Raw genomic sequence first — 24,552 nt, 5'->3', positions numbered from 1 at the left:
CCCTGAACATGGCCGCTGGAAATTTCAGCGGTTAGTTACACATCGGCCCGGAGCACCCCTCCGATGTGCGTCTTGACCCTTGGAACCGGCAGCATGGTTCCTTGGGCTTTTGGTCAGCGTTGGCGTGCCAAGCGGCGCGCGACCCTGACCGAAGTACTGGAAACCCGTTTCCACGGCATTTCCGGTGCCTGCTCTCGCGTCGCCGCAACAACGGCGCTAAGAAAGCGAGATTTAACCTTCATGTTATTATTCCTGCTCGTATCGGGGTGAACACCCGGTTTCCCTTGTCGGATCACTGTGATGCGTCAATACGGCACCGATAAGGCTGATCCGGGGTTAAAGCAGCAAAGTTGAAAGTCAGCAGATCCTCTTCTTTCGGAATGCCTCGCACTGCTGGATAATCGTTTGATAAACACCTGAGTACGGACAATAAAAATCAAAATGTCTCGACTCAAACAGACACAACAAATGTGGCAAAAAAGCGGCGTTTTTGCCACATTTGGGACGAGCCCTATAATTTTATGGCGGAAATCAGGCGGCCATAATCGGCTTCTTTCGCGTGGGTGGAGCGGCGGTAGGAATAAAACCTGTCCGGGTCCGAATAGGTGCAGTGCCGCGTCCATTCGGCCTCACCCACCCCGGCTTGCCGCAATTTGTGCAGACCAAAGGCGGGCAGGTCGAACTGCAGCCGATCCCCATTGCCATTCGCAAAGAACCTGAGGTTTTCGGGCGAATCCGCCGCGAATTCATCCAGAAAATCTGGACCGACCTCATAGGCGTTTTGAGAAATCGTAGGACCAATGACAGCCACGGTGTTTTCCCGCTTTGCGCCCAATGCCTCCATCGCGTCCAGGGTTGCCTCCAATACACCGTCCAAAGCACCGCGCCACCCGGCATGCGCAGCCCCGATCACATTCGCGTCAGAATCGGCAAACAGGACCGGTTGGCAATCCGCTGTCAGAATCGTCAGTGCCAGTCCCGGGGTTGCGGTGACAACCGCATCCGCTTTGGGTTTGTCGCCATTTATCGGAGCGTCCACCGTCAGAACAGTTGGGGAATGCACTTGATGCACGCCAACCAAAGCGTCTGGGCTGACTTCCATCGCGGCGGCCACGCGCTGACGGTTCACTGCTACCGCTTCGGTTTGGTCCGACGAGCCATAGCCGCAGTTCAAACCCGCGAATATTCCGGAAGACGCACCGCCCCGACGGCTGAAGAACCCGTGGCGGACAGGCGATAAGACGTCCGAGGTCAGAATTTCCAATGTCATGGTTCCAGTCCCGGTGGAGGTGCAGCGTAAGAAGGATAGAGACCCAGTACTTTGAACAGATTTCCCATTTCCTCGGGATGCGTCAACCGGCGATGTGCAGCAATGAGCGTCTCAAGCTCAGACCCGCCGAGTGGCGCAGCCAGCGCCTGTGCGCGGGCCGTGATGCCCAACCGTTCCAGAAACATGCCCTGAGGTGTCAGCTTTGTATGGGCGCTACCGGCGGCCCGTGCGGCTATAGCAAGGGGCTCGAAATCTACATGCGCGGTCAGATCCGCCCGACCCGGAGCTTGCAGGGGATCAACACGTTCATGTGATTGCAAAGCTTGAAACGTGTCGCCCAGCGAATGCCAGTCACCGTAATCCACGATCAGACCCGCCCCGCCATAAGTGGCGATCCGCCCGGCGATCACGGTTAGGATCGGAATTGCGGCCGCGCAGAGTTCAACCAGATCGCCATCTTGGGTGTCTATCATGCGATCCGTTAGCGCGACCTGAGCTGTGTTCGGCCCCAGCCCATACGTCAGCGATTCGCCCTGCACACCGATCAGACGTTCGCACCAGCCATCGCCGTCACGTATGAATTGGCGGACTGGCAGGGCATCAAAAAATTCGTTCGCCACCAGAAACAGGGGTGCATCGGGGAGGTCTGTGAGCATATCGATCCAACGCGGGTTGTGACCGCTCAGCGATTGCGCCTGTCTGTCCCGCAGGGCAGGGGAAGCTTCGAACAAAACAATTTCTGCGGCCTCGTGAAACCCGGATGCGCTGCTGGTTGCGCGCAGGATATCCGCCATCAGGGTGCCGCGACCCGGTCCCAGCTCTGCTAGAATGAATCTGTCCGGCTTGTCCTGATCCATCCAGCTTTGAGCCAGTGCAAGCCCGATCAACTCTCCGAACATCTGGCTGACTTCCGGGGCGGTAATGAAATCCCCCTGCGCGCCTAGCGGATCACGGGTGGTGTAATACCCGAACTTAGGGTTCAGCAGGCATTCAGTCATGAAATCGGCCACGCTCATCGGGCCATTCAGCGCAATTTGCGCCAGTAGGTGATCCTTAAGGTTCATTGAGTGCGTCGCGCGCGCAGCGCAAACCACAGGCCAAGCGCGATCATTGGCAGCGACAGCATTTGCCCCATGGTCAGGCCATAACCACCCACGTGCCATGCCAGCCCCAGCGGATTCCCGGCCGAGACGAACTGTGCGTCAGGCTGACGAAAGAACTCAACAATGAAACGCGAGGCACCATAACCTGCCAAAAATACACCCATCACCAGACCGGGCTTGTGAAACGCCCCACGTCGATAGGCCATCCACAGCAAAAGTGCGCCCAGCAACAAACCTTCCAGTGCGGCTTCATAAAGTTGAGAAGGGTGTCTGGCACACATCCCGGCCACAACACCCGGGCAGTCCTGTGCGGCACCACCTGGAAAGATCACCGCCCATGGAACGTCGCTGGGTCGCCCCCAAAGCTCGGCATTAGTGAAGTTCGCCAACCGCCCTAACAACAGCCCGGGCGGCACAGCATGTGCGATCAGATCAGCCAAAGACAATACCGGCACCTGGTAACGCCGAGCATAGAGATAGGACGCAACGACAACCCCCAGCAAACCACCATGGAAGGCCATGCCGCCCTGCCAGATCATCAAAATCTCTAGTGGATGCGATAAGTAATAGGCCGGTTGATAAAACAGAACGAACCCCAGTCGCCCGCCGAGAATCACCCCAAGGATGATCCAGGTGATCAGATCCTCTAGTTGCTGCGGTTTCATCGGTGGTGTTTGATCAGGCCAAAGGGCCGGACGCTTCAGCGCCGCAGTACCCAATCGCCATGCGATCAGAATACCGGCGATATAGGCCAGCGCGTACCATCTAAGTGCGAACTCCATCCCGAACAGCGAGATCGAGAAAACTTCGGGCGAAAGGTCGGGGAAATTCAGAACAGCCTGCATGTGCGTCTCATTGCCCGGGGTTAGCGGGGCAAGTCAACCTTGAGCCCGGGCCATTCTTTACCCATATAGAGACCAACCGCGATACCGGAGTAAAGCCATGCAAACCCGTAACAAGATTCTTGATGACGTTTCCCAACTGATGACCAATGCCATGGGCGTGGCCCAAGGCGCGAAGGACGAGGCCGAAAACGCGATGAAGTCGATGATCGACCGCTGGCTGGCCGACCGCGATTTCGTCACGCGCGAAGAGTTTGATGCTGTGCGCGCCATGGCCCAGAAAGCGCGCGAAGAGAACGCCGCACTTGAGGCGCGCATTGCGGCGCTTGAAGCCAAACTGGACAAATAAGTTCCGCACACTCGAGATTTTGAAAAAAGAAAACCGCCGCGCAATCCACGCTGGGATTGTGCGGTGTTGTGTATTCTGACGCCTTACCAAATTTAATCAAGACAAAGCTGGCGGTAGCACCAATATTTTGATCGCCGTTGCTGACTGTCCACAACTTATTGCTGTTATCCCCAACAAATAGGGTTGCCAGATCCCTGCCCGCGGCGCACCATATCTAGTACAGGCAGACTGGGGAAGCCCGGCTTGTAGAGCAAGCAACTAGCGCTGGGGCGCTGCCAGCCCCTAAAAGGCTAGAGATTAGTGAGGTGGCATTATGGCCCTTTCCGAACAGTTTCTCGAAGAAGACCTTCATCCAATCGACATTGTTGAACATCTTGCCGAACACCACGACTGGGATTTCGACCGGATCGGGGATGATCAGATTGCCATGGCTGTCGAAGGACAGTGGCGCACCTATTCGATCACCTTGGCCTGGTCCAACTATGACGAAACGCTCCGCATGGTGTGTTCTTTCGAAATGGAGCCGCCTTCCGAGCGTGAAAACGTGCTTTATGAGCTGCTCAACAAGATGAACGATCAGTGCTGGGCAGGGGCGTTCACCTACTGGGCCAATCAAAAGCTGATGGTCTACAGGTATGGTTTGGTTCTAGCGGGTGGCCAGATGGCCAGCCCGGAGCAGATCGACACGATGATCACCGCTGCGGTTCTGAGCGCCGAGCGCTATTACCCCGCGATCCAACTGGTCACCTGGGGCAACCGCGATCCCGAGGATGCAATGCAGGTCGCCATTGCAGAGGCCTACGGCCGCGCGTAAAGCTTTGCCCCAAACCGGATAAGGAGAGGGGCAATCATGGACATGTCACGCGTCGCCGAGCAGGGGCTGGTTCTTCTGGGGTGCGGCAAGATGGGTTCGGCCATGCTCGCCGGTTGGCTGGAGCATGGCCTTCCTGCGTCAGCTGTCTGGGTGATTGATCCGTACCCCTCAGAATGGCTGAAGGCGCAGGGCGTCAATATCAACACTCCATTACCCGAGGCCCCGGCGGTCGTGCTGGTTGCCGTCAAGCCGCAAATGATGGGCGATGCGCTGCCATCGATCAAGGCGCTGGGCGGTGGCGGTAGCCTTTTCGTCTCGGTCGCTGCGGGTACGTCTATTGCAACCTTCGAGAATGTACTGGGCGAAGGCACTCCGATCGTGCGCGCCATGCCGAACACTCCGGCAGCAATCCGGCAGGGAATCACGGCGCTGATTGGCAATTTGGCTGCATCGGATGCTGATGTTTCTCTTGCCGAAAACCTGCTGTCCGCCATCGGTGACACAATTCGCCTTGAGGAAGAATCGCAGATGGATGCGGTGACAGGTCTTAGTGGCTCTGGTCCGGCTTATGTCTTTCATCTGATCGAAACGCTGGCCGCTGCCGGGCAGGCTCAGGGTCTGCCGCACGATCTGGCGATGAAGCTGGCCAAATCCACGGTGGCCGGGGCAGGAGCTTTGGCAATGGCGGCCGACGAGGACCCTTCGCAACTGCGCGTCAACGTAACGTCGCCCAATGGTACGACGCAGGCCGCGCTTGAAGTGCTGATGCATGAGGAAGAAGGTTTCCCGGACCTGCTGCACCGCGCCGTCAAGGCCGCAACTGACCGATCCAAGGAGCTGTCCCGTGAGTGAGATTTCATTCGACGATTTTCTGAAGGTCGACATCCGCGTCGGCAAGGTCATCCGGGCAGAACCCTATCCTGAGGCCCGTAAGCCCGCGATCAAGATGTGGATCGACTTTGGTGACGATATTGGCGAGCGCCGAACCTCAGCCCAGATAACGGCGCATTACGATCCGGAGACGCTGGTGGGCAAACAGGTGATGGCCGTTGTCAATTTCCCGCCGCGCCAGATCGGCAAGTTCATGTCCGAGGTTCTGGTGCTGGGCCTGCCCGATGACAAGGGCGAGATCGTTCTGATCGGTCCGGATGGCGAGGTTCCAACCGGCGGACGGATGCACTGATGAAACTTTTGATCGCACGCCCCATGACCGCCGCTGTCGAGGCGCGCGCCCGCGCCGAGTTCGACGTCGAAATCCGCAGCAGCACGCTGCCAATGTCGCCCGACGAAATGCGGCGCGCATTGGCTGAGTTCGATGTGGTGGTTCCGACGCTGGGGGATCAGTTTTCGGCCACAATCTTCTCCGAAGTGCCGCAGCCGCGCTGTAAACTGCTGGCCAATTTCGGTGTGGGGTACAACCATATCGACGTCGCTGCCGCACAGACCGCAGGGATTCAGGTCACTAACACCCCCGGTGCGGTTACCGATGCCACTGCTGACATCGCGATGACTTTGCTGTTGTCGACCGCGCGTCGCGCGGGCGAGGGAGAACGGCTGGTCCGTTCGGGCAAATGGCAAGGCTGGCATCCGACCCAAATGCTGGGTCATCACGTGACCGGAAAACGCGTTGGGATCGTAGGGATGGGCCGTATTGGTCAGGCGATTGCGTGGCGTTGCCATTTTGGTTTCGGGATGGACGTGGCGTACCAGTCGCGCAGCCCGAAAGAGGTGGAATTTCCCGCAGAAAACATACCCGACCTGAAAGAACTGGCCGCTGCCGTCGATTTCCTGGTGCTCGCCGTGCCCGGCGGTGCGCAAACGCGCCACCTGATCAATGCGCCGGTGCTGGAGGCGATGAAACCTTCGGGCATCTTGATCAACATCGCGCGTGGAGAAGTTGTGGACGAATCCTCTCTGATCGCTGCCCTGCAATCCGGTCAGATCGCAGGCGCGGGCCTTGATGTTTATGAGTTCGAACCCACCGTTCCGCAGGCCTTGCGCGATATGGAGAATGTGACGATATTGCCCCATCTTGGCACCGCGACCGAAGAGGTCCGCACCGATATGGGGCATATAGCGCTGGACAACGTTACAGCTTTCGTCGCGGGGCGATCTTTGCCGAACCCGGTCTAGTGCCCGACGGCCTCGCGCCAGTGTTTGCGGCAGAGCGAAACATAGGTTTCATTGCCGCCGATCTGTACCTGCGCGCCTTCGGTAATGGCGTTGCCGTTTTCGTCCTGACGGATGACCATCGTGGCCTTGCGCCCACACTCGCAAATGGTCCGCACTTCGCGCATCTCGTCCGCCAACGCCAGCAAGGCAGCGGAGCCGGGAAACAGGTGGCCCTGAAAATCCACGCGCAAGCCATAGGCAAGGACAGGCACCCGCAGGTCATCCACTGCGCGGGCCAATTGCCAGACTTGCTCTTCGGTCAGAAATTGCGCCTCATCAATAAAGACGCAGGTGACGTTCCCTTTTTTTAGGCGCTGTTCAATCATCGCAAAAACGTCGGTTTCGGCGGTGAACGTGTCCGCATCGGCCGATATGCCGATCCGCGACGCAATCCTGCCAACACCGGCCCGGCCATCTAGGGCCGCGGTCATCAAATAGGTGTCCATCCCCCTCTCACGGTAATTGTGCGAGGCTTGCAGCAACACGGTCGATTTTCCCGCGTTCATCGTCGAATAATTAAAGTATAGTTTTGCCATGGGTTGGGTCTAAAACGCCTGTCCAATTCGGGCAAGCCATCAATAGCCTTCAAAAAGCGACGTCGCCATTATCGTTGCAGAGGTCGAGCGTTAGCCCATTGGGGATGGATCCCCCCGCCCCAACAACGGCGACGCCGTCGGCCAACATGCGGCCTAACCGTAGCGGGACAAGAATACCGACCCGCAATCACTCATTACCGGCATTAAATGCCGCCACTCACTCACAAAACCCCCGCATATCTGAGGGATAGCCAACATATGACATTTCAATTATGAATCGAGTATGGGAATTTTCTTTTCCCTTTCCCCCGCAATGGCAGATTTAGTGGGGCGTGCAGGCAGTAAAGGTAAAAACATGGCAGATATCGGGGCCTACCTGAAAAAACACACAGAAGCGCTGGTTAAAGACGTGGGAATCGAATCCGCGTGCGAGATTACAGGCAAATCCAAAGCCACGTTGGGCCGTTATTATTCTGACAATGTCGAACATACTGATCGGTTCATGCCGGTCGATGCGGTGGCGCGGCTTGAGGCAGTGGCAAACTTCCCCCACGTCACCTCGGCGCTTGCCGATCTGAAAAATATCACCCTGTCCTATGACGGGCGCAATGACGACAGCCCCCGCACTGGCGGAGTGAATTCCGACGTCATCGCGCTGAGCCAGCGGTTTGCGATGCTGATGACCGAATATCAATCGGCGATCGAGGATGGCATCATCACGGTGAACGAAGCCAAGCGCTTGTTAAGGGAGACGAGCCAACTGCAACAGGTCCTTTTGGACATGAAGCTGCATCTGGAAGAGGAAAGCGTGAGCTGAGGTTTCGGTGTGCACCGCCCAGGGATCAGGACGATGTTCCTGTGAACACCCCGCAACCTTTTCAGCAGTCTTTAGGTTGAATTGGATTTGAACAGGTGTGTTTCGTTTCATTTGTTCTGCTAGCGACTAGTGCACCATTCCAGTTGCGTCACCATATGGTTCGGTAATGGCAAAATGCCTGATGCTTGATGTTGATGGTGTCCTCGTCGACGGTCGTCCCGGCGATGGTCTGCGATGGGACACTGATTTATCGAAGGATCTGGGACTTGATCCTAATCTGCTTGCGGAAGAGTTTTTCAAAACTGAATGGACTGCTATTGTCGAGGGACGGGCTGAACTCCTGCCCATTCTAGAGGCTGTTCTGAAGCGCGTTGCGCCGACCATCAAAGCACCTGATTTGATAGACTATTGGTTTCGAGGGGATTCCGGCATAGTCGAAACCACTGTTGCGGATGTGCGCGAGGCGAAACGCAAAGGCGTACCTGTTTATCTTGCAACCAACCAAGATCACATGAGAGCAATCTATCTCATGCAGACAATGGCGCTCGGCGACGAAGTTGACGGCATCGTGTACTCAGCAAAAGCCGGGTTCAGAAAGCCAAAGCCTGAGTTCTTCGCTTTCGCAGCGCAGGAGGTCGGGCGTCAACCGTGTGAACTTTTGCTGGTCGATGATACCCTGCCGAATATTGAGGCAGCCCGATCCGCAGGATGGAAGGCTGTTCATTGGGATGGAACCGAACGCCTTTCCACGATTCTAAACCGCAGTGTAAATTGAGCGGGAATTATACCTATTTGCGTCCCAGTCAAGCGTTCCTGATGTCGTCTTGCGCGCTGTGGTACGGCGTATCCTGGGTTGTGATCGGTGTGTCGCGACGCCAAGACGTCACCCGTGCCGCTTTACAATCACCGATCCCACCGAATAGCCCGCGCCGAAGGAACAGATCAGACCGACATCTCCGTCTGACAGGTCATCCGAATACTTGGAAAACGCGATGATGGACCCGGCCGAGGAGGTGTTGGCATAATCCTGCAGGATGTTGGGCTGTTCGCTTGCTTCGGGTTCGCGTCCCAGAACCTTCTTGCCGATGAAGTCATTCATGGTCTTGTTGGCCTGATGCAGCCACAGACGTTTGAGGTCTGTATTCTCCACACCCTCAGACTCCATGTGATCCGAGATGTGCTTGCTGACCATTGGCAGCACTTCTTTGAAGACTTTGCGTCCGTTCTGCATGAACTGCATGTCACGGCGGTCGACCACCCCGTCAGGGCGTGAACGGCGTAGGAAGCCGTTGTTGTTGCGGATATTGTTCGAGAATTCGGTCGCGCAGCGTGTCGACAAAATTTCGAAATGCGGACCCTTCGCGTCTTCGACCCGCTCGATCAAAGTGGCGGTGGCCACGTCGCCAAAGATGAAATGGCAATCGCGGTCGCGCCATTCCAGATGGCCTGAACAAATCTCGGGGTTTACCACCAATGCGGCGCGGACCGAGCCGGAGCGGATCATGTCTGCGGCGGCCTGAATCCCGAAAGTGGCCGAAGAACAGGCGACATTCATATCAAACCCGAACCCGTTGATCCCAAGCGCTTGCTGGATTTCGATCGCGACGGCGGGATAGGCGCGTTCGTGGTTAGACGCGGCACAGATCACCAGATCAACGTCCTCGGCGCTGCGCCCGGCCTGTTCCAGCGCCTTTTTACACGCATCCACGGCCATCTCGGTCATGATGCCCGGTTCGTCATCGCTACGTTGACGCAACAAGGGATGCATCACGTCAGGGTCCAGAACACCGTCCTTGTCCATCACGTAGCGTTTCTCGATACCCGAGGCCTTGAAGATGAACTCTTCCGACGAATGCTGCATCGGCTCAATCTCACCTGCCGCGATTGCGTCTGCGTTTTGGGCGTTCATCTTGTCGGCATACTTATTGAAAGCCGTGACAAGCTCGGCGTTGGTGATGACGTTTTCGGGGGTGAAAACACCTGAGCCAGTGATCGCGGGCGTGTACATGATAAGACCTGAATGTTTCGGATTCGCCCAAAATGCAGTCATATATGGGTTAGATCAAGAGACGTTGACCCAAGGGAATGTCAAAGTTTGCGCTGTAACCCACTTCACATCTTGAATAGTTCATATTTCGAAGTATATGCGGGGCCAAAGTTACAAACGGATTCACCGATGACCCATGACGACAGTGCGCTGATCCGCTGCCTCAGCCCCGAAGTGCAGGCGATGATGGGGGTCTATGCGCTGTACTGGAAACTGGAAGAAAGCCTGGACGCACTAGAGGTCGGGCTGAGCCATCAGGAATGCCATATGATGGTCAAGCTTGAGCGACCCAAACGCATGGGCGTTTTGGCTGCAGACATGCTGACGGTGCCGTCCACCATCACGTCAACCGCTGACGCGCTAGAAGAGGCAGGATACCTGACCCGACAGCGCGATCCGGAAGACCGTCGGGCGTGGTTGTTGGTTCTGACCGACAAGGGACTTGAGATGCGACAGGTTCTGATGTCCGAGGCGGGGGACCTATTCCGCCGAGCCGCTGGGCTGGATGCTGACGAAACTGCCGAGTTTGCACGACTGGCCCGGAAAATCCGGGAAAATATAATGAAAACAGGAATTCCTGAGGGATTGAAGAAATGAAACTCTTCACTGTACTGAGCGTCGCTCTGACCGTGTTTGCCACCTCTGTTTTGGCGCAGGATAGCGCCAAACCCGTAAAACTCATGATGGTCCAAGAGACATCGCCCGGTTTTTCGCGCCAGTTTTTTGGACGCGTCGCTGCGCGACAGACGGTCGACCTGGCCTTTCAGGTTTCCGGGCAAATCGTCGAAATGCCGGTGACCGAGGGGTTCGTGATACCCAAGGGCGAGCTGATCGCACAATTGGATCAGGAACCATTCCAGCGCCGCTATGACCGCGCTGTCCTGCAAAAGGATCAGGCAGATCGTACCGTCGCCCGCCTTTCCCGTCTGCGCGGAACTACAGCCAGTCAGGTGGCAGTGGATGACGCGGAAACCGAAGCGCAACTGGCGGATATCGCCGTCCGCGATGCAGAATACGATCTGGAACATGCAACACTCACCGCTCCGTTTGACGCGCTGGTCTCACGCCGAACGGTCGAGGCTTTTACGACTGTAAACGCAGGGGCGCCCATCGTGCGTATCCACGATATGTCCGAATTGCGGATTGAAGTAGATGTTCCGGAAATCCTGTTCCAACGATCGGGTCAGGAAGATGACATTGCGATTACGGCGAAGTTTCCAACCAGCGACGAGGTCTTCCCTCTGCAGATCCGGGAATTTGACGCCGAAACCTCGAGCGTGGGTCAGACTTTCCGCATCCAATTTGGCCTCACGCCACCTGAAGGATTGCAGATTTTGCCGGGTTCGTCAGTGACCGTGAATGTGAAGGTCCAGGACGCTCGGACAGGTATCGTTGTGCCTGCAACGGCCATCATTTCGGACGCAGAGGGCGGTCTGGGTGTCATGGTGTTTTCACCGGTTGGGGCCGATGAAGGCGCCGTCCAGCTTGTGCCGGTTACCATCGAACCCACGCAGACCGGCGAAGTCCGTGTTCTGACAGGGTTGAACGATGGCGATGAGATCGTCGTCGCGGGTGGCAGCACCTTGACAGATGGTCAAGCCGTTCGCCGCTTTGCTGGCTTTGCGAACTGAAGGGCGGGTCGATGAACATTGCGCGCGCATCCATTGATCGCCCGATCTATACGTGGCTGATAATCCTGATCGCCCTGTTTGGTGGCGTCTGGGGTTTCCTGTCGTTGGGACGTCTGGAAGATCCGGCCTTCACCATCAAAAACGCGGTCATCGTGACCCAATATACCGGTGCAACCGCTGAACAGGTGGCGCTGGAGGTATCCGAGCCACTAGAATCCGCCATCCAGCAAATGGGTGAGGTTGATACGATCACATCCGTGAACCAGCCCGGTCTTTCGCTGATCGAGGTTGAGATCCAATCAACATATGACGGAACCGAATTACCTGAAATCTGGACCAAACTGCGCGCCAAAGTGCGTGATACGGCCCGCAGTCTGCCCTCCGGTGTGCAGGCACCGCTGGTCAATGACAGGTTCGGCGATGTGTTCGGACTGTTCTATGCGGTAACGGCTGATGGGTTTTCAGACGCTGAAAAACACGAACTGTCGACCTACTTGCGGCGCGAATTGCTGACCGTCGAAGGCGTCGCAGACGTAGAAGTGATGGGCCTGCCGCAAGAGGCGATCTTTGTGGAGCCCGATCTGGCCATCTCGGTGAACCAGAATGTGCCACTGCAGTCCCTCAACGAGGCCATTGCCAATGCGGATTCGGTGAACGCTTCGGGCTCGGTCCGCTCAGAGAATGACCGCACGACCATCCTGACTGCCGAAGGGTCGGACAGTGTCTCAGCGATTGCGGGATTGTCGGTTGGCTCGCAAGGGCAGGTGATCAACCTGTTTGATATGTCCGACGTGTATCGTGGTCGCCAGACCGACCCCGAGGTGATGATCCGGTTCAACGGCACCGAAGCTTTCACATTGGGCATTGCGGGTCTGTCCACCGAAAACATTGTCGAGGTCGGCAAACGCGCTGATGCAAAATTCGCCGAGCTGGACTCGCAAATCCCGTTTGGCGTCGAAATCCTGCCGATCTACCAACAGCACGTGGTGGTCGAGCAGGCCTCGAATGACTTTCTGGTAAATCTGGCCATGTCCGTGACCATTGTGGTTATCGTACTCGCGGTGTTTATGGGATGGCGCGCGGCGGTTGTTGTCGGCTCGACCCTTTTGTTGACCGTGGTGGGAACGCTTCTGTTCATGTCGATGTTCTCGATCGAGATGGAGCGGATTTCACTGGGTGCGCTGATCATCGCAATGGGTATGCTGGTGGATAACGCGATCGTTGTTGCCGAGGGCATGCAGATTGCGATGCTGCGCGGAAAAAACTCGCGCGATGCCGCGGATGAGGCTGCCTCCAAGACGCAAATCCCGTTGTTGGGCGCGACCGTCATCGGGATCATGGCCTTTGCAGGGATCGGTCTCAGCCCCGATGCGACGGGCGAGTTCCTGTTCTCTCTGTTTGCGGTGATCGGTATTTCACTGCTGCTGAGCTGGGTGCTGGCTCTGACGGTGACACCAATGCTGGGCCACTATTTCTTCAAGCAGGGTGAGGCAGGCGCTGTGGATGCCTATGGCGGGATCATGTTCCGTGTCTACGGCAGCATCCTGCGCTGGGCGCTCCGGTTCCGCTGGCTGGTTGTTGCCGGTTTGATTAGCGTCACTGTTGCCTGTTTCGCCGGGTTTGGACTGGTCAAACAGCAGTTCTTCCCGGATTCGAACACGCCGCTGTTCTTCGTGCACTACAAACTGCCGCAAGGTACGCCCATCGCGCGAACGGCCGAGGATATGGCTGTATTCGAAGAATGGCTGGACAAACGCGACGATGTCGTTGCCGTCACCACATTTGTTGGGCAGGGGGCAACCCGGTTTCTGCTGACCTATTCGGCAGAGAAACCGAACCCCAGCTATGGCCACATGATCATCCGTACAGAAACTCTGGATGACATTCCCGCATTGCAGGCTGATCTAGAGGCGTTTGGCTCGGCTCAATTCCCCGAAGGTGAGTTCCGCACCAAGCGTCTGATCTTTGGCCCTGGCGGCGGTGATCCGATCCAGGCCCGGTTCTCGGGCAGTGATCCGGCCGTTCTGCGGCAGCTTGCGGACGAGGCGATTCAGCGGATGCGCGGTGCGTCCGAGAACGCTTTGCATGTTTATCAGGACTGGCGTGAGAAAGAACTGGCGGTTCAGCCTATCTATGCGACAGAACGAGCGCAGACTGCCGGTGTCACCCGTGAAGACATCGCCGGAACGCTGCAATTTTCGACCGATGGCATCAGGGCGGGTGTATTCCGGGAACGCGACCGTTTGATCCCGATCATTATCCGCCGGCCTGCGGACGGAGATTACTCGATCGTCGATCAGGTCGTGTACTCGGACCAGTCCGAAAAGTTTGTGCCAATCGAACAGATGGTCGACGGGTTCGAGTACAAATCGCTCAACACGCTGGTTCATCGTCGTGACCGGGTGCTGACCATTACCGTCGGCGCCGAAATTCCGGCGGGTCTGACGGCGGCTCAGGTCCACTCGGAAGTGCGCGCTGCCATCGAAGAGATGGAACTGCCCGCAGGGTATCGCATGGAGTGGGGTGGCGAGTTCGAAAACGCCGGTGACGCCAACGAAAGCCTGGGCCGTCAGTTGCCGGTCAGCCTGTTGATCATGGTGCTGATTTCGGTGCTGATTTTTAACGCCATCCGTCAGCCGATTATCATCTGGTTGCTGGTGCCGATGTCCGTAAATGGCGTGGTTATCGGGTTGTTGGGTACTGGTCTTCCGTTCACCTTCACGGCGCTGCTGGGTCTGCTCAGCCTGTCGGGGATGCTAATCAAGAACGGCATTGTTTTGGTCGAGGAAATCGATCTGGTCCGCGAAACCGGCAAAGGCTTGCGCGAGTCGATCATCGAGGCCTCGGTCTCACGTCTGCGCCCAGTGATGCTGGCCGCGATCACCACTATTCTGGGCATGGCGCCATTGCTGACGGATGCGTTCTTCAAGTCCATGGCGGTAACGATTATGGGTGGCCTGGCCTTCGCGACAATCCTGACGATGGTCGCAGCGCCCGTCTTCTACATGATCTTCTTCGCGCGGGACGAAAAGCGTGAGATGAAGACAGCGCAAGTCTGACAAAGATTGCCAGCAGGCGCGTCAGCAAAATTCAAACCTGGCCGGGGTCTTCTCTGGCCGGGTCATTTGCCCAGTCGACGGCTTCAAACGCAGATTGGGTGCTTGGTGCTTTCACGAGATTGGGCATGGCTCCTGGGTCGTAGCTTCGCCATGGGCTCGACGTGATCGCCTTGCAATGCCAAATGCCATGCTCTTTAGGGGTGATCAAGCTTCCACGCGACCTTAACAGGCCGATCGTGTGAATGTGCCATGAAGAAAACCATAGCGGACCGGAAGGAACGATACAGTACTTGGCCCTACACAGTTTGTCGCCGGTTGTTTTGCGTATGTGGTCTGAATGGCGGAAATCCTCGGTGAGGCCAGAAATGGGGTATCTCCATTCAACGCCTAGACGGATCAAACCTGTTGGCCGCTCCCGAGTTAGGTCGAAAATCCTGCCTTTCTTGCTCCATACCAATTCGTCAATGTCGCACTGCAATACGGCGCGGGAACCGGAAAGAAATCTAATTCGCGCGATATTCAAAAGGGTGGTCTGCAAAAACTCGGTATTGTATCGTAGCTTTCCCTTTTTGTCGCGCGTCGCTAACCCGAAGCGAAACGGGGCAGATAACACAACAGGATCTGCGATCCCGCCCCTCTTTAGCGCATCACGAATATCGTCCAGACCATACCGGGAAGAAGCATTGTCAAAGAACAACATCTGCTCCAGCCCATGCACCTGACAATGGTAGCGTGCAAAATCTTCGATCCAAGTCAGGTCGTTGTCACGCGACAGGGTTACGGCAACGTTTTTCCCAGTAAACGGGACCGAGTCTTGCCGGACCGAATTCACCGAAGATTCAACACGTGACCCACTCCAGTCAAATGCCAGCGTACTGGGCTGTTCAGTTGCCCGGAATATCAGGGCGTCATAGAATTCATGGGGTTTCAGGCGGAATTTTCCCGCCTTTTCTCCATCCAGGAAAAACTGACCTTCCTGGATGACATGATAAAGACCAAACAACTTGGGGCAGATCACCGTCAGGCGCCCTTTGGCCCAGAAGGCGTCATACCAGAACGTGTCAAAGTCATACAGGTGTTCAGTGTAGTCCGGGCCGGTATGGCCCGGTTTCATTTCGCGACACAGACCGAGTTCCGTCAGGCTGCTGGCGGCAAGAACTGGATGGCGTGGCTTTGTCAATGTCGTGGCCTCTAAACCTTTTTGCGTTTTCACGTCGACATTGCCTTCGCATTGCGCAGTTTAACTAGTCTCCCGAATCCATTTTCGGGTCATAGTGATAGTAAAACAGGACAGTTTATTCCCGTCCGGGTCGCACAGATAGGTGACATATAAATCAGGCGCATAACAGTCCCGTGTGCAGGGTGGGCCTGCATCCACACCACCGTGCTCCTGCCCCACGGTATAAAACTCTCTGACCTTGGGGGCGCTTTGCACCGGAAACGCGATCATCGTGCCGTTGCGCACATTGGCAGGGTTCACATCCAAGGGCGTGCAAATCTAAAAAACGATCTCATCATCTGGTTCGCTTCCCAGCCTGAACGATCCTCTATCCACCCCGAAAGGCGCGGCAGTTCCAGAACGGTAAAGACTGCGTCCTAAAACCGAACAGCCTGCGGCAGGTCATTGGTCCCATAGGTGGCATAAAGGCGCACGCTTTCACCACTTTACGGTCAGTGCCACGCGTCCCTCATACCGACGGGTTAAAGAAATGCAGCATTGAAAGCTGTTTCTAGATCAACGGGACCAAGGGTACATCACACGCTGCAAGCGTCATCATTGCGGCGAAAACCATAAACCTGCGCATTTGTTTTTTCCTTCTGCTCAATCACAGAAAAGATGCGCGCCCGGCGACATAAGGTCAACGGGCGCGCGAAACGGTCGGTCGTGTAAGCAGGTTAAGGCCGATTAGCCCTGCAGCGATCTAACTTCGACATCACCCTCGGCTTGCGCCTTGATCGCCAGCGCGGCGGCGTGGCTTGCGGCAGCCGTCGTGTAGTATGGGATCTTGTCATACAGTGCGATGGATCGGATGGCTTTGCTGTCCTCAACCGCTTGCGCACCTTCGGTGGTGTTCATCAACAGCTGAACCTGGCCGTCTTTCAACATATCGACCACGTCCGGGCGGCCCTCATAGACCTTGTTGACGATCTCACAGGCAACGCCCTGCTCGGCCAGCCAGCTTTGTGTGCCACGGGTCGCGACGAGCGAGAAGCCTTGTTCCAGCAGAACCTGAGCGGCTTCAAGCATGGCCGCACCCTTGTCCGCGTCCTTGATCGAGATAAACGCGCGACCCGAGGAAGGCAGAACCATGCCTGCCCCCATCTGCGCCTTGAGGAAGGCACGTGGGAAGTCGCGGTCCCAGCCCATGACCTCGCCAGTGGAACGCATTTCCGGGCCCAGAATGGTGTCAACGCCGGGGAAGCGGGCAAAAGGCAAAACAGCCTCTTTCACCGAGAACCACGGCATGTCCGGATCGGCCAGCGTCATCTGGTCGGCAATCTTGGTGTCCTGACCTTCCTTATATGCGGGGCGCATGGGGAAGTTCGACAGTTTCTCACCGGCCATGACGCGCGCTGCAATCGAAGCAATTGCGCTGTCGGTCGCCTTGGCCACAAACGGTACTGTCCGCGAGGCGCGCGGGTTCACTTCGATCAGGTAGATCTCATCGTCTTTGATCGCGAACTGCACATTCATCAGGCCGACAACGTTCAGCGCTTTGGCCAGCTTGAACGTCTGGCCCTTGATCTGATCGATAATCTCTGCCGATAGCGAGTAGGGCGGCAGCGAACAGGCCGAGTCGCCGGAATGGACGCCCGCCTCTTCGATATGCTGCATGATGCCAGCCACATGCACGTCAGTGCCGTCGCACAGCGCGTCCACGTCCAGCTCAACTGCACCAGCCAAGTAGCTGTCCAGCAGTACTGGGCTGTCGCCCGAGACGACCACGGCCTCGTTGATGTAGCGCCTCAGTTGATCCATATCGCGCACGATTTCCATCGCGCGACCACCCAGAACGTAAGAGGGGCGGATCACCAGCGGGAAACCGATCTCTTCAGCAATATCCAGCGCCTGCGCGTCGGTTGATGCGATGCCGTTTCTGGGCTGTTTCAGGCCCAGATCATTGACCAGCGCCTGGAAGCGTTCACGATCCTCGGCCAGATCGATGGCATCCGGAGTAGTGCCCAGGATCGGAATGCCTTCGGCTTCCAGCGCGTTGGCCAGTTTCAGGGGGGTCTGACCGCCGTACTGAACAATCACGCCGTGCAGGGTGCCGTTTTCCTGTTCCTTCGTCAGGATTTCCATGACGTGTTCGAAAGTCAGAGGTTCAAAATACAGACGATCCGAGGTGTCGTAGTCGGTCGACACGGTCTCGGGGTTGCAGTTAATCATGATGGTTTCATAACCAGCGTCGGTCAGCGCGAAACAGGCGTGGCAGCAGCAATAGTCGAACTCGATGCCTTGACCAATCCGGTTCGGGCCACCGCCAAGGATGACGACTTTCTTGCGGTCAGACGGACGCGCCTCGCATTCTACGTCACCCATCATGGGGGCTTCGTAGGTCGAGTACATATAGGGCGTCTGCGCCTCGAACTCGGCGGCGCAGGTGTCGATGCGTTTGAACACGGCTGTAACGCCCAGATTGCGGCGCGCCCGGCGGACGTTGTCTTCGTCACGACCAGTCAGATTTCCCAAACGCGCGTCAGTAAAGCCCAGCATCTTGAGCTTACGGATGCCTTCCTCGGTCACGGGCAGGCCGTCTTTGCGCACTTGGCGTTCGGCTTCGATTATCTCGCGGATACGGGCAAGGAACCAAGGGTCGAACTTGGTGACGCCAAAGATCTCATCGTCGGTCAGCCCGTGGCGCATTGCTTGCGCGATGGTGCGCAGACGGTCGGGCGTCTGCTGGCTGATTGCTTTGATGACGGCGGCCTTGTCGTCGGCTTCGTCCCAGACACCGACATTCAGGCCGGGGATTTCCACCTCATCAAACCCGGTCAGACCCGATTCCATCGAAGCCAGCGCCTTTTGCATCGATTCGTGGATAGTACGGCCGATAGACATGGCCTCACCCACCGATTTCATGGCGGTGGTCAGGTAGGGCTCGGAGCCGGGGAATTTCTCGAACGCGAATTTCGGAATCTTGGTGACAACATAGTCGATGGTCGGCTCAAAGCTGGCCGGGGTGACTTTGGTGATGTCGTTGTCCAGCTCATCCAGCGTATAACCGACGGCCAGCTTGGCGGCGATCTTGGCAATCGGGAAACCGGTTGCCTTTGACGCCAGCGCCGAAGAACGCGATACGCGCGGGTTCATCTCGATCACGACCATCCGTCCGTCGACCGGGTTGATCGCCCATTGTACGTTCGATCCGCCGGTCTCGACGCCGATCTCGCGCAGCACGGCAATCGAGTGATTGCGCATGACCTGGTATTCTTTGTCAGTCAGCGTCAGGGCCGGGGCGACGGTGATCGAGTCACCCGTGTGCACGCCCATCGGGTCGATGTTTTCGATGGAGCAGACGATGATGGCGTTGTCGGCGGTGTCGCGCACCACCTCCATCTCGTATTCTTTCCATCCCAAAAGGCTTTCGTCGATTAGGATCTGGCCCACTGGCGAGGCATCCATGCCGGTGCGACAAATATGGATATAGTCTTCGCGGTTATACGCCACGCCGCCGCCTGTGCCGCCCAGCGTAAAGGCGGGGCGGATGATGGCGGGTAAGCCGACATTTTCAAGGGTTTCGAGGGCCAGCGCCACACCGGCGTCCAGGTCTTTCTTGCCGCTTTCGTTCTTGGGGGCAGTCACGATCTCGGCCTTGGGATTTTCGATGCCCAGCCGGTCCATCGCCTCGCGGAACAAGGCGCGGTCTTCGGCCATTTCAATGGCGTCGCGCTTGGCACCGATCATTTCGACGCCAAACTTGTCCAGCACGCCCATCTCTTCCAGCGCGAGCGAGGTGTTCAGGCCGGTCTGCCCGCCCATCGTGGGCAGCAGCGCGTCGGGGCGTTCTTTTTCAATGATCTTGGCGACAACTTCGGGCGTAATCGGTTCGATATATGTTGCGTCGGCCAGCCCGGGGTCGGTCATGATCGTAGCGGGGTTTGAGTTCACCAGAATGACCCGGTATCCTTCTTCCCGTAGTGCCTTGCAGGCCTGAGCGCCGGAATAGTCGAACTCGCAAGCCTGACCAATAACAATGGGGCCCGCCCCGATGATCATGATCGACTGAATGTCGGTTCTTCTCGGCATGGCCACGTTCCTTCGATTGTCCGCGATTCAGGGCACCCCCAAGCGCCCAAATTGTCCTGCGTTATAGGGACCGCGCGAAAAGGTGCAAGGGGGATCGGAAACAGGGGCGAAATTGCCGCTTTCCCCCCTTTCCCTTGGCGGCGTATTCTCTATACCGCGCAGCACGGCAAATGAGGATGCAATTGCGTATTCGTTTTGATCAGGGGCCAGCCGGGTCAGGAACCAGTTTTGACCGGCCAGCCGAAATGATCCGCGCGGACAATGCGGAGGACGTGCCCCAAGCGTTGGAGGCGCTGGACCAGGCGCGCGCGCAAGGGGCTTGGTTAGCTGGCTATGCCAGCTATGAGCTGGGGTACGTGCTGGAACCGCGGCTGTCTGACCGCATGCCTGATGGCCGCCGGCTGCCTTTACTATGCTTCGGCGTTTATGATCGCCCCATTCAGCGGGAATTGCCCGCTGCATCCGGTGGGGTGACCCATTTTGAACCGCGCTGGGACGAGGCACGGTACACGCAGGCGTTTCAACACGTACATGACGCCATTGGGGCAGGGGATATCTATCAGGCCAACCTGACATTCCCGATTGATATGACTGTAGAGGGCGACAGCGCCGCGCTTTATGCCGCGCTCACGGCCGGACAGCCCGTAGGTCACGGCGCGCTGATCCAGCAGGATGGGTTGCCCGATCTACTCAGCCGGTCTCCCGAGTTGTTCTTCCGCACAAACGCGGACCGCGGGATCGAAACCCGCCCGATGAAGGGGACCCAACCCCGCAGCGAGGATATGGCGGAAGACGCCCGGCGTCGGGCGTTCCTGGCAGTCGACGAAAAGAACCGGGCTGAAAACCTGATGATCGTCGATCTGTTGCGCAACGATATCAGCCGAGTCGCGATGCCCGGATCCGTCAAGGTGCCCGAGCTGTTCAAGGTCGAAACCTATGCGACCGTGCATCAGATGATCTCGCTGGTGCAGGCGCAGCTGCATATGGGCGCCGAGCTGTCCGATATCCTGACGGCTCTGTTCCCCTGCGGTTCCATCACCGGTGCCCCTAAAATTCGAGCCATGGAGATTCTGTCCGATCTCGAACCCTGGCCCCGCGATGTTTATTGCGGTGCGATTGGCTGGGCCGCGCCGGACGGGCGTTCAGAATTCAACGTGGCGATCCGGACGCTGATGGTCGAGGATGGCTCGGCCACCCTCAACGTCGGCGGTGGAGTGATCTGGGACAGCACGGCCCCATCGGAATATGAGGAAGCGCTATGGAAAGCTCGCTTTGCCCACCAGCTGACCCTGACTTCCGCCTGATCGAAACACTGGCCTTTCGACCCGGGCAAGGGTTCGTTCGCCGAGATCGGCATCTGGCCCGTATGGCTCGGTCAGCTGCGGCCATGGGCATTCCTTTCGATGCGTGCGCCGCCATCCAGGCACTAGACACTGTCGTAGGGCAATCACCTCTGCGTTGCCGGCTTACGCTGGCAGTTGATGGAACATACGATGTGACAACCGGAGTACTGGCCGGTAACCCACCATTATGGCGGGTCGCGGTCACCAAAATGCGGCTTTCCGCGTCGGATGTTTGGTTGCAGCACAAGACGACCCAACGCTCTGTTTACGACACGGCTCGCGCATCGCTGCCGGACGGAATAGACGAATTTCTGTTCCTGAACGAGCGTGACGAGCTGTGCGAAGGGACCATCACCAACCTGTTCCTGCACATGCCGGACGGCCGACGTCTGACGCCAAAGCTGACCTGCGGATTGCTTCCGGGAATTCTGCGAGAAGAACTACTTGATAATAAACAGGTTACCGAAAGCGTCTTGTCCTTGACCGATCTGCAAAACGCGGAAAAAGTTTTCGTAGGGAATTCCTTACGTGGCCTGATCCGGTCGGAATTGGCGGTATTGTGAGCAAACAGAGCGATTGGGCGCGCGACGGAACGCATCACCTGCGGCTACGGCTGGAGTTCGGCCTATTCTTTGTCGCTGTGCCAGTTCTGATCGCGGTCTTTTTCCCTCCGAATTGGATGTTTCCGTCGCTGTTCACCTTCACGGCCATCGGTATCATCCTGCTCCATTACACGCCTGGTTTTACCTGGTCCGAACTTCGGTACAACTGGCGCAATTGGACGTGGCGCGAAATCGCTCTTTTTGCTGTTGCCATGACGGCGTTTTGCTCGGCGGTCGTTATGGCGATGCGACCGGACGTTGCATTTCGCATGCTTCTCTACCGGCCCGAATTCCTGGCAGTGATCTGGCTGGCGTACCCGATCGCTTCGGCTCTGCCGCAAGAGCTTCTGTTCCGATCACTGTTTTTCCGCCGCTACCAGGCGATCCTTCCAAACGGGAAGGCGGCTTACCTACTGAACGCGTCCCTGTTTTCGCTGGCCCACCTGATGTACTGGAGCTGGATTGTCGCCATCATGACCTTTGGCGGAGGACTGTTGTTCACTTGGGCCTACCGCCAACGCGGGTCGTTTTTCTACGCGGTCCTGCTGCACGCTATTGCGGGGAATGTTATCTTTGCGGCGGGTCTGGGCATCTATTTCTATTCCGGCAATGTGCAAAGGCCGTTTTGACGGCGCGACCTGCCTTGACTTTCCAAGCCTGACAGGGTGTACCGGCGCGACGAATTCTACGCCCGAAGGGATAAATCCATGCACGCCTACCGCAGCCACACCTGCGCCGCACTGACCGCCGCCAATGTCGGTGAAACCGTCCGCCTGTCCGGTTGGGTGCATCGGGTACGAGATCACGGCGGCGTGCTGTTCATCGATCTGCGCGATCATTTCGGTGTGACACAGGTTCTGTGTGATGGCGACAGTGCAGCTTTTGCCGAGCTTGAGAAAGTACGTTCGGAATGGTGTATCCGCATCGACGGCACCGTCAAAGCACGTGACCCAGAACTTGTGAACTCGAAACTGCCGACCGGCGAGATCGAAGTTTACGTTCGTGAACTGGAAGTGCTGGGTGCTGCCGACGAGCTGCCGCTGATGGTGTTCGGAGATCAGGAATACCCCGAGGAAACGCGTCTGCGCTACCGTTACCTGGACCTGCGCCGCGAGGCGATGCAGAACAACATGACCCTGCGTTCGGACGTTGTCGCTTCGATGCGCAAGCGCATGTGGGATCAGGGCTTCCGCGAGTATCAGACGCCGATCATCACCGCATCGTCGCCTGAAGGCGCGCGTGACTTCCTTGTGCCGTCGCGTTTGCACCCGGGCAAGTTCTACGCGCTGCCGCAGGCCCCACAGCAGTTCAAACAGCTGATCATGGTGTCGGGCTTCGACAAGTATTTTCAGATCGCGCCCTGCTTCCGTGACGAAGACCCACGTGCCGACCGCTCGCCCACTGATTTCTACCAGCTTGACCTTGAGATGTCGTTTGTCGAACAGCAGGACGTGTTCGACACGATCCAGCCGGTTCTGACCGGTGTGTTCGAAGAGTTCGGCGGAGGGCGTAAGGTCGATCAGGAATGGCCGCAGATTTCCTACAAAGATGCGGCGCTGTGGTACGGCAGCGACAAGCCCGATCTGCGGAACCCTATCAAAATGCAAGTGGTCTCTGACCACTTCCGCGGGTCTGGCTTCGCGATTTTCGCGAAGCTGCTGGAGCAGGAAGGCACCGAAATCCGCGCCATCCCCGCGCCGACCGGTGGTAGCCGTAAGTTCTGCGACCGCATGAACGCATTCGCTCAGAAAGAGGGTCTGCCCGGCATGGGCTACATCTTCTGGCGCGATCAGGGCGAAGGGATGGAGGCCGCCGGTCCGCTGGCTAAAAACATCGGCCCCGAACGTACCGAGGCCATCCGTCAGCAACTGGGGCTGGGCGTTGGCGATGCGGCATTCTTCCTGGGTGGCAAGCCCAAAGCCTTTGAAAAGGTCGCTGGTAAAGCGCGTGATGTGATCGGTGAGGAACTGAACCTGACCGAGAAAGACCGCTTCGCCTTTGCCTGGATCGTGGATTTTCCGATCTACGAGCAGGACGAAGAATCCGGTGCCATCGACTTTGAACACAACCCGTTCTCGATGCCGCAGGGCGGAATGGAGGCTCTGGAAGGCAATCCTCTGGACGTGCGCGGCTATCAGTACGACTTGGCTTGCAATGGGTATGAGCTGGTGTCGGGTGCGATCCGAAACCACAAGCCCGAGATCATGCTGAAGGCCTTTGAGCTGGCAGGCTATGGCGAGGATGAAGTCAAAAGCCGCTTTGGTGCGTTGTTCAACGCCTTCCATTTTGGTGCCCCGCCGCACGGTGGCTGCGCCGCTGGTATCGACCGTATCGTGATGCTGCTGGCCGATGAAGCCAACATCCGCGAGGTCATGATGTTCCCCATGAACCAGCGTGCCGAGGACCTGATGATGGACGCACCATCCGATCCGACTTCGGATCAGATGATGGAGCTGGGCCTGCGGATCATCCCTCAAGACTGAGAATGACAAAACCCGCTGCTTACCCTGCAGCGGGTTTTCTCATGGTTTGCGCTTGTACAAAGGTCATGGCTATGGACCGGTATTCATAGCTTGGTCACAGGTCTGCATAGCCCGTTTGTTGGCGACCTATTCCCATGGGTCCTTAAATGACTTCCGGCTGGAGCGAATATCACGGGCGGTAGCGCGGGTTTGCCAGTAGACCCAAAGGCACAGGATCGTTGCGGTTATGAAGT

Annotated in this window: 22 protein-coding genes; 14 read left to right on the top strand and 8 right to left on the bottom strand. The window is 57.3% G+C overall.

Going from position 1 to position 24,552, the window contains the following annotated elements:
* Positions 1-113: 113 nt before the first annotated feature.
* The 4 genes from AC2FLJ_RS05795 to lgt form a co-directional block, all read right to left on the bottom strand.
* Positions 114-242, bottom strand: coding sequence for a hypothetical protein (locus AC2FLJ_RS05795; RefSeq protein ID WP_282118988.1), 129 nt, complete (start codon positions 240-242; stop codon positions 114-116).
* Positions 243-511: 269 nt separating this feature from the next.
* Positions 512-1,270: a peptidoglycan editing factor PgeF gene (gene pgeF, locus AC2FLJ_RS05790; protein ID WP_282118989.1), complete on the bottom strand. Its 759-nt coding sequence runs from the start codon at positions 1,268-1,270 to the stop codon at positions 512-514.
* Complete coding sequence (locus AC2FLJ_RS05785; protein ID WP_496704790.1) at positions 1,267-2,334, bottom strand: class I SAM-dependent methyltransferase; 1,068 nt, start codon at positions 2,332-2,334, stop codon at positions 1,267-1,269. Before AC2FLJ_RS05785 ends, pgeF begins: the two co-directional genes overlap by 4 nt.
* Complete coding sequence (lgt, locus tag AC2FLJ_RS05780) at positions 2,331-3,218, bottom strand: prolipoprotein diacylglyceryl transferase (RefSeq protein WP_109313258.1); 888 nt, start codon at positions 3,216-3,218, stop codon at positions 2,331-2,333. The genes AC2FLJ_RS05785 and lgt overlap by 4 nt, the downstream gene beginning before the upstream one ends.
* Before the next feature lie 97 nt (positions 3,219-3,315).
* Here lgt and AC2FLJ_RS05775 point away from each other — a divergent pair, with 97 nt between their 5' ends.
* The 5 genes from AC2FLJ_RS05775 to AC2FLJ_RS05755 all read left to right on the top strand — a co-directional run bounded on the left by AC2FLJ_RS05775 (position 3,316) and on the right by AC2FLJ_RS05755 (position 6,511).
* Positions 3,316-3,564, top strand: a complete 249-nt coding sequence (locus tag AC2FLJ_RS05775; protein ID WP_108859295.1) for an accessory factor UbiK family protein — start codon at positions 3,316-3,318, stop codon at positions 3,562-3,564.
* 313 nt (positions 3,565-3,877) lie between these two features.
* A complete protein-coding gene (locus AC2FLJ_RS05770) occupies positions 3,878-4,378 on the top strand; it encodes a type III secretion system chaperone family protein (RefSeq protein WP_058275545.1) in 501 nt (166 codons plus the stop codon).
* 36 nt (positions 4,379-4,414) lie between these two features.
* Positions 4,415-5,230, top strand: coding sequence for a pyrroline-5-carboxylate reductase (proC, locus tag AC2FLJ_RS05765; RefSeq protein ID WP_496696145.1), 816 nt, complete (start codon positions 4,415-4,417; stop codon positions 5,228-5,230).
* Complete coding sequence (locus AC2FLJ_RS05760) at positions 5,223-5,561, top strand: tRNA-binding protein (protein ID WP_282118993.1); 339 nt, start codon at positions 5,223-5,225, stop codon at positions 5,559-5,561. The genes proC and AC2FLJ_RS05760 overlap by 8 nt, the downstream gene beginning before the upstream one ends.
* Positions 5,561-6,511 carry a 2-hydroxyacid dehydrogenase gene (locus AC2FLJ_RS05755; protein ID WP_496696143.1) on the top strand — a complete coding sequence of 317 codons (951 nt, stop codon included), beginning with the start codon at positions 5,561-5,563 and terminating at the stop codon, positions 6,509-6,511. Before AC2FLJ_RS05760 ends, AC2FLJ_RS05755 begins: the two co-directional genes overlap by 1 nt.
* Here AC2FLJ_RS05755 and AC2FLJ_RS05750 read toward each other — a convergent pair.
* Positions 6,508-7,086, bottom strand: a complete 579-nt coding sequence (locus AC2FLJ_RS05750; RefSeq protein ID WP_496696141.1) for a thymidine kinase — start codon at positions 7,084-7,086, stop codon at positions 6,508-6,510. The two genes, AC2FLJ_RS05755 and AC2FLJ_RS05750, sit on opposite strands and share 4 nt — an antisense overlap.
* 355 nt (positions 7,087-7,441) lie before the next feature.
* On the opposite strand from AC2FLJ_RS05750, the gene AC2FLJ_RS05745 reads away from it, so the two are divergent.
* Complete coding sequence (locus AC2FLJ_RS05745) at positions 7,442-7,903, top strand: hypothetical protein (RefSeq protein ID WP_058275729.1); 462 nt, start codon at positions 7,442-7,444, stop codon at positions 7,901-7,903.
* A gap of 166 nt (positions 7,904-8,069) precedes the next feature.
* The gene (locus AC2FLJ_RS05740) at positions 8,070-8,678 is read left to right on the top strand and encodes an HAD-IA family hydrolase (protein WP_496704786.1); all 609 of its coding nucleotides are present in this window, start codon (positions 8,070-8,072) and stop codon (positions 8,676-8,678) included.
* A gap of 108 nt (positions 8,679-8,786) precedes the next feature.
* Here the strand turns inward: AC2FLJ_RS05740 and AC2FLJ_RS05735 are convergent, their stop codons facing one another.
* On the bottom strand, positions 8,787-9,911 hold the full coding sequence (locus AC2FLJ_RS05735; protein WP_496696137.1) for a beta-ketoacyl-ACP synthase III: 1,125 nt from the start codon (positions 9,909-9,911) through the stop codon (positions 8,787-8,789).
* A gap of 168 nt (positions 9,912-10,079) precedes the next feature.
* Here AC2FLJ_RS05735 and AC2FLJ_RS05730 point away from each other — a divergent pair, with 168 nt between their 5' ends.
* The 3 genes from AC2FLJ_RS05730 to AC2FLJ_RS05720 are packed head-to-tail and all read left to right on the top strand — an operon-like array spanning position 10,080 to position 14,640.
* On the top strand, positions 10,080-10,547 hold the full coding sequence (locus AC2FLJ_RS05730) for a MarR family winged helix-turn-helix transcriptional regulator (protein WP_496696135.1): 468 nt from the start codon (positions 10,080-10,082) through the stop codon (positions 10,545-10,547).
* Positions 10,544-11,581, top strand: coding sequence for an efflux RND transporter periplasmic adaptor subunit (locus tag AC2FLJ_RS05725; RefSeq protein WP_058275551.1), 1,038 nt, complete (start codon positions 10,544-10,546; stop codon positions 11,579-11,581). The genes AC2FLJ_RS05730 and AC2FLJ_RS05725 overlap by 4 nt, the downstream gene beginning before the upstream one ends.
* 11 nt (positions 11,582-11,592) lie before the next feature.
* Complete coding sequence (locus tag AC2FLJ_RS05720) at positions 11,593-14,640, top strand: efflux RND transporter permease subunit (protein ID WP_496704783.1); 3,048 nt, start codon at positions 11,593-11,595, stop codon at positions 14,638-14,640.
* Positions 14,641-14,671: 31 nt separating this feature from the next.
* On the opposite strand, the gene AC2FLJ_RS05715 is transcribed toward AC2FLJ_RS05720, so the two are convergent.
* Together AC2FLJ_RS05715 and carB are read right to left on the bottom strand one after the other, a co-directional pair.
* On the bottom strand, positions 14,672-15,853 hold the full coding sequence (locus tag AC2FLJ_RS05715) for a hypothetical protein (protein WP_496696130.1): 1,182 nt from the start codon (positions 15,851-15,853) through the stop codon (positions 14,672-14,674).
* A gap of 693 nt (positions 15,854-16,546) precedes the next feature.
* On the bottom strand, positions 16,547-19,891 hold the full coding sequence (gene carB, locus AC2FLJ_RS05710) for a carbamoyl-phosphate synthase large subunit (RefSeq protein ID WP_496704781.1): 3,345 nt from the start codon (positions 19,889-19,891) through the stop codon (positions 16,547-16,549).
* 176 nt (positions 19,892-20,067) lie between these two features.
* On the opposite strand from carB, the gene AC2FLJ_RS05705 reads away from it, so the two are divergent.
* The 4 genes from AC2FLJ_RS05705 (at position 20,068) to aspS (ending at position 24,319) form a co-directional block, all read left to right on the top strand.
* Complete coding sequence (locus AC2FLJ_RS05705; RefSeq protein WP_496704780.1) at positions 20,068-21,195, top strand: aminodeoxychorismate synthase component I; 1,128 nt, start codon at positions 20,068-20,070, stop codon at positions 21,193-21,195.
* Positions 21,150-21,797 carry an aminotransferase class IV family protein gene (locus AC2FLJ_RS05700; RefSeq protein WP_496704778.1) on the top strand — a complete coding sequence of 216 codons (648 nt, stop codon included), beginning with the start codon at positions 21,150-21,152 and terminating at the stop codon, positions 21,795-21,797. The genes AC2FLJ_RS05705 and AC2FLJ_RS05700 overlap by 46 nt, the downstream gene beginning before the upstream one ends.
* Complete coding sequence (locus AC2FLJ_RS05695; protein WP_496696125.1) at positions 21,794-22,465, top strand: CPBP family intramembrane glutamic endopeptidase; 672 nt, start codon at positions 21,794-21,796, stop codon at positions 22,463-22,465. Before AC2FLJ_RS05700 ends, AC2FLJ_RS05695 begins: the two co-directional genes overlap by 4 nt.
* Positions 22,466-22,543: 78 nt before the next feature.
* Positions 22,544-24,319: an aspartate--tRNA ligase gene (gene aspS / locus AC2FLJ_RS05690; protein ID WP_108859307.1), complete on the top strand. Its 1,776-nt coding sequence runs from the start codon at positions 22,544-22,546 to the stop codon at positions 24,317-24,319.
* Positions 24,320-24,552 lie beyond the last annotated feature (233 nt).

It is taken from the genome of Ruegeria sp. CDSA034 (assembly GCF_059612275.1).
Note: the sequence above shows the minus strand (reverse complement) of the source record. Positions and strands in the feature narration are given on the sequence as shown.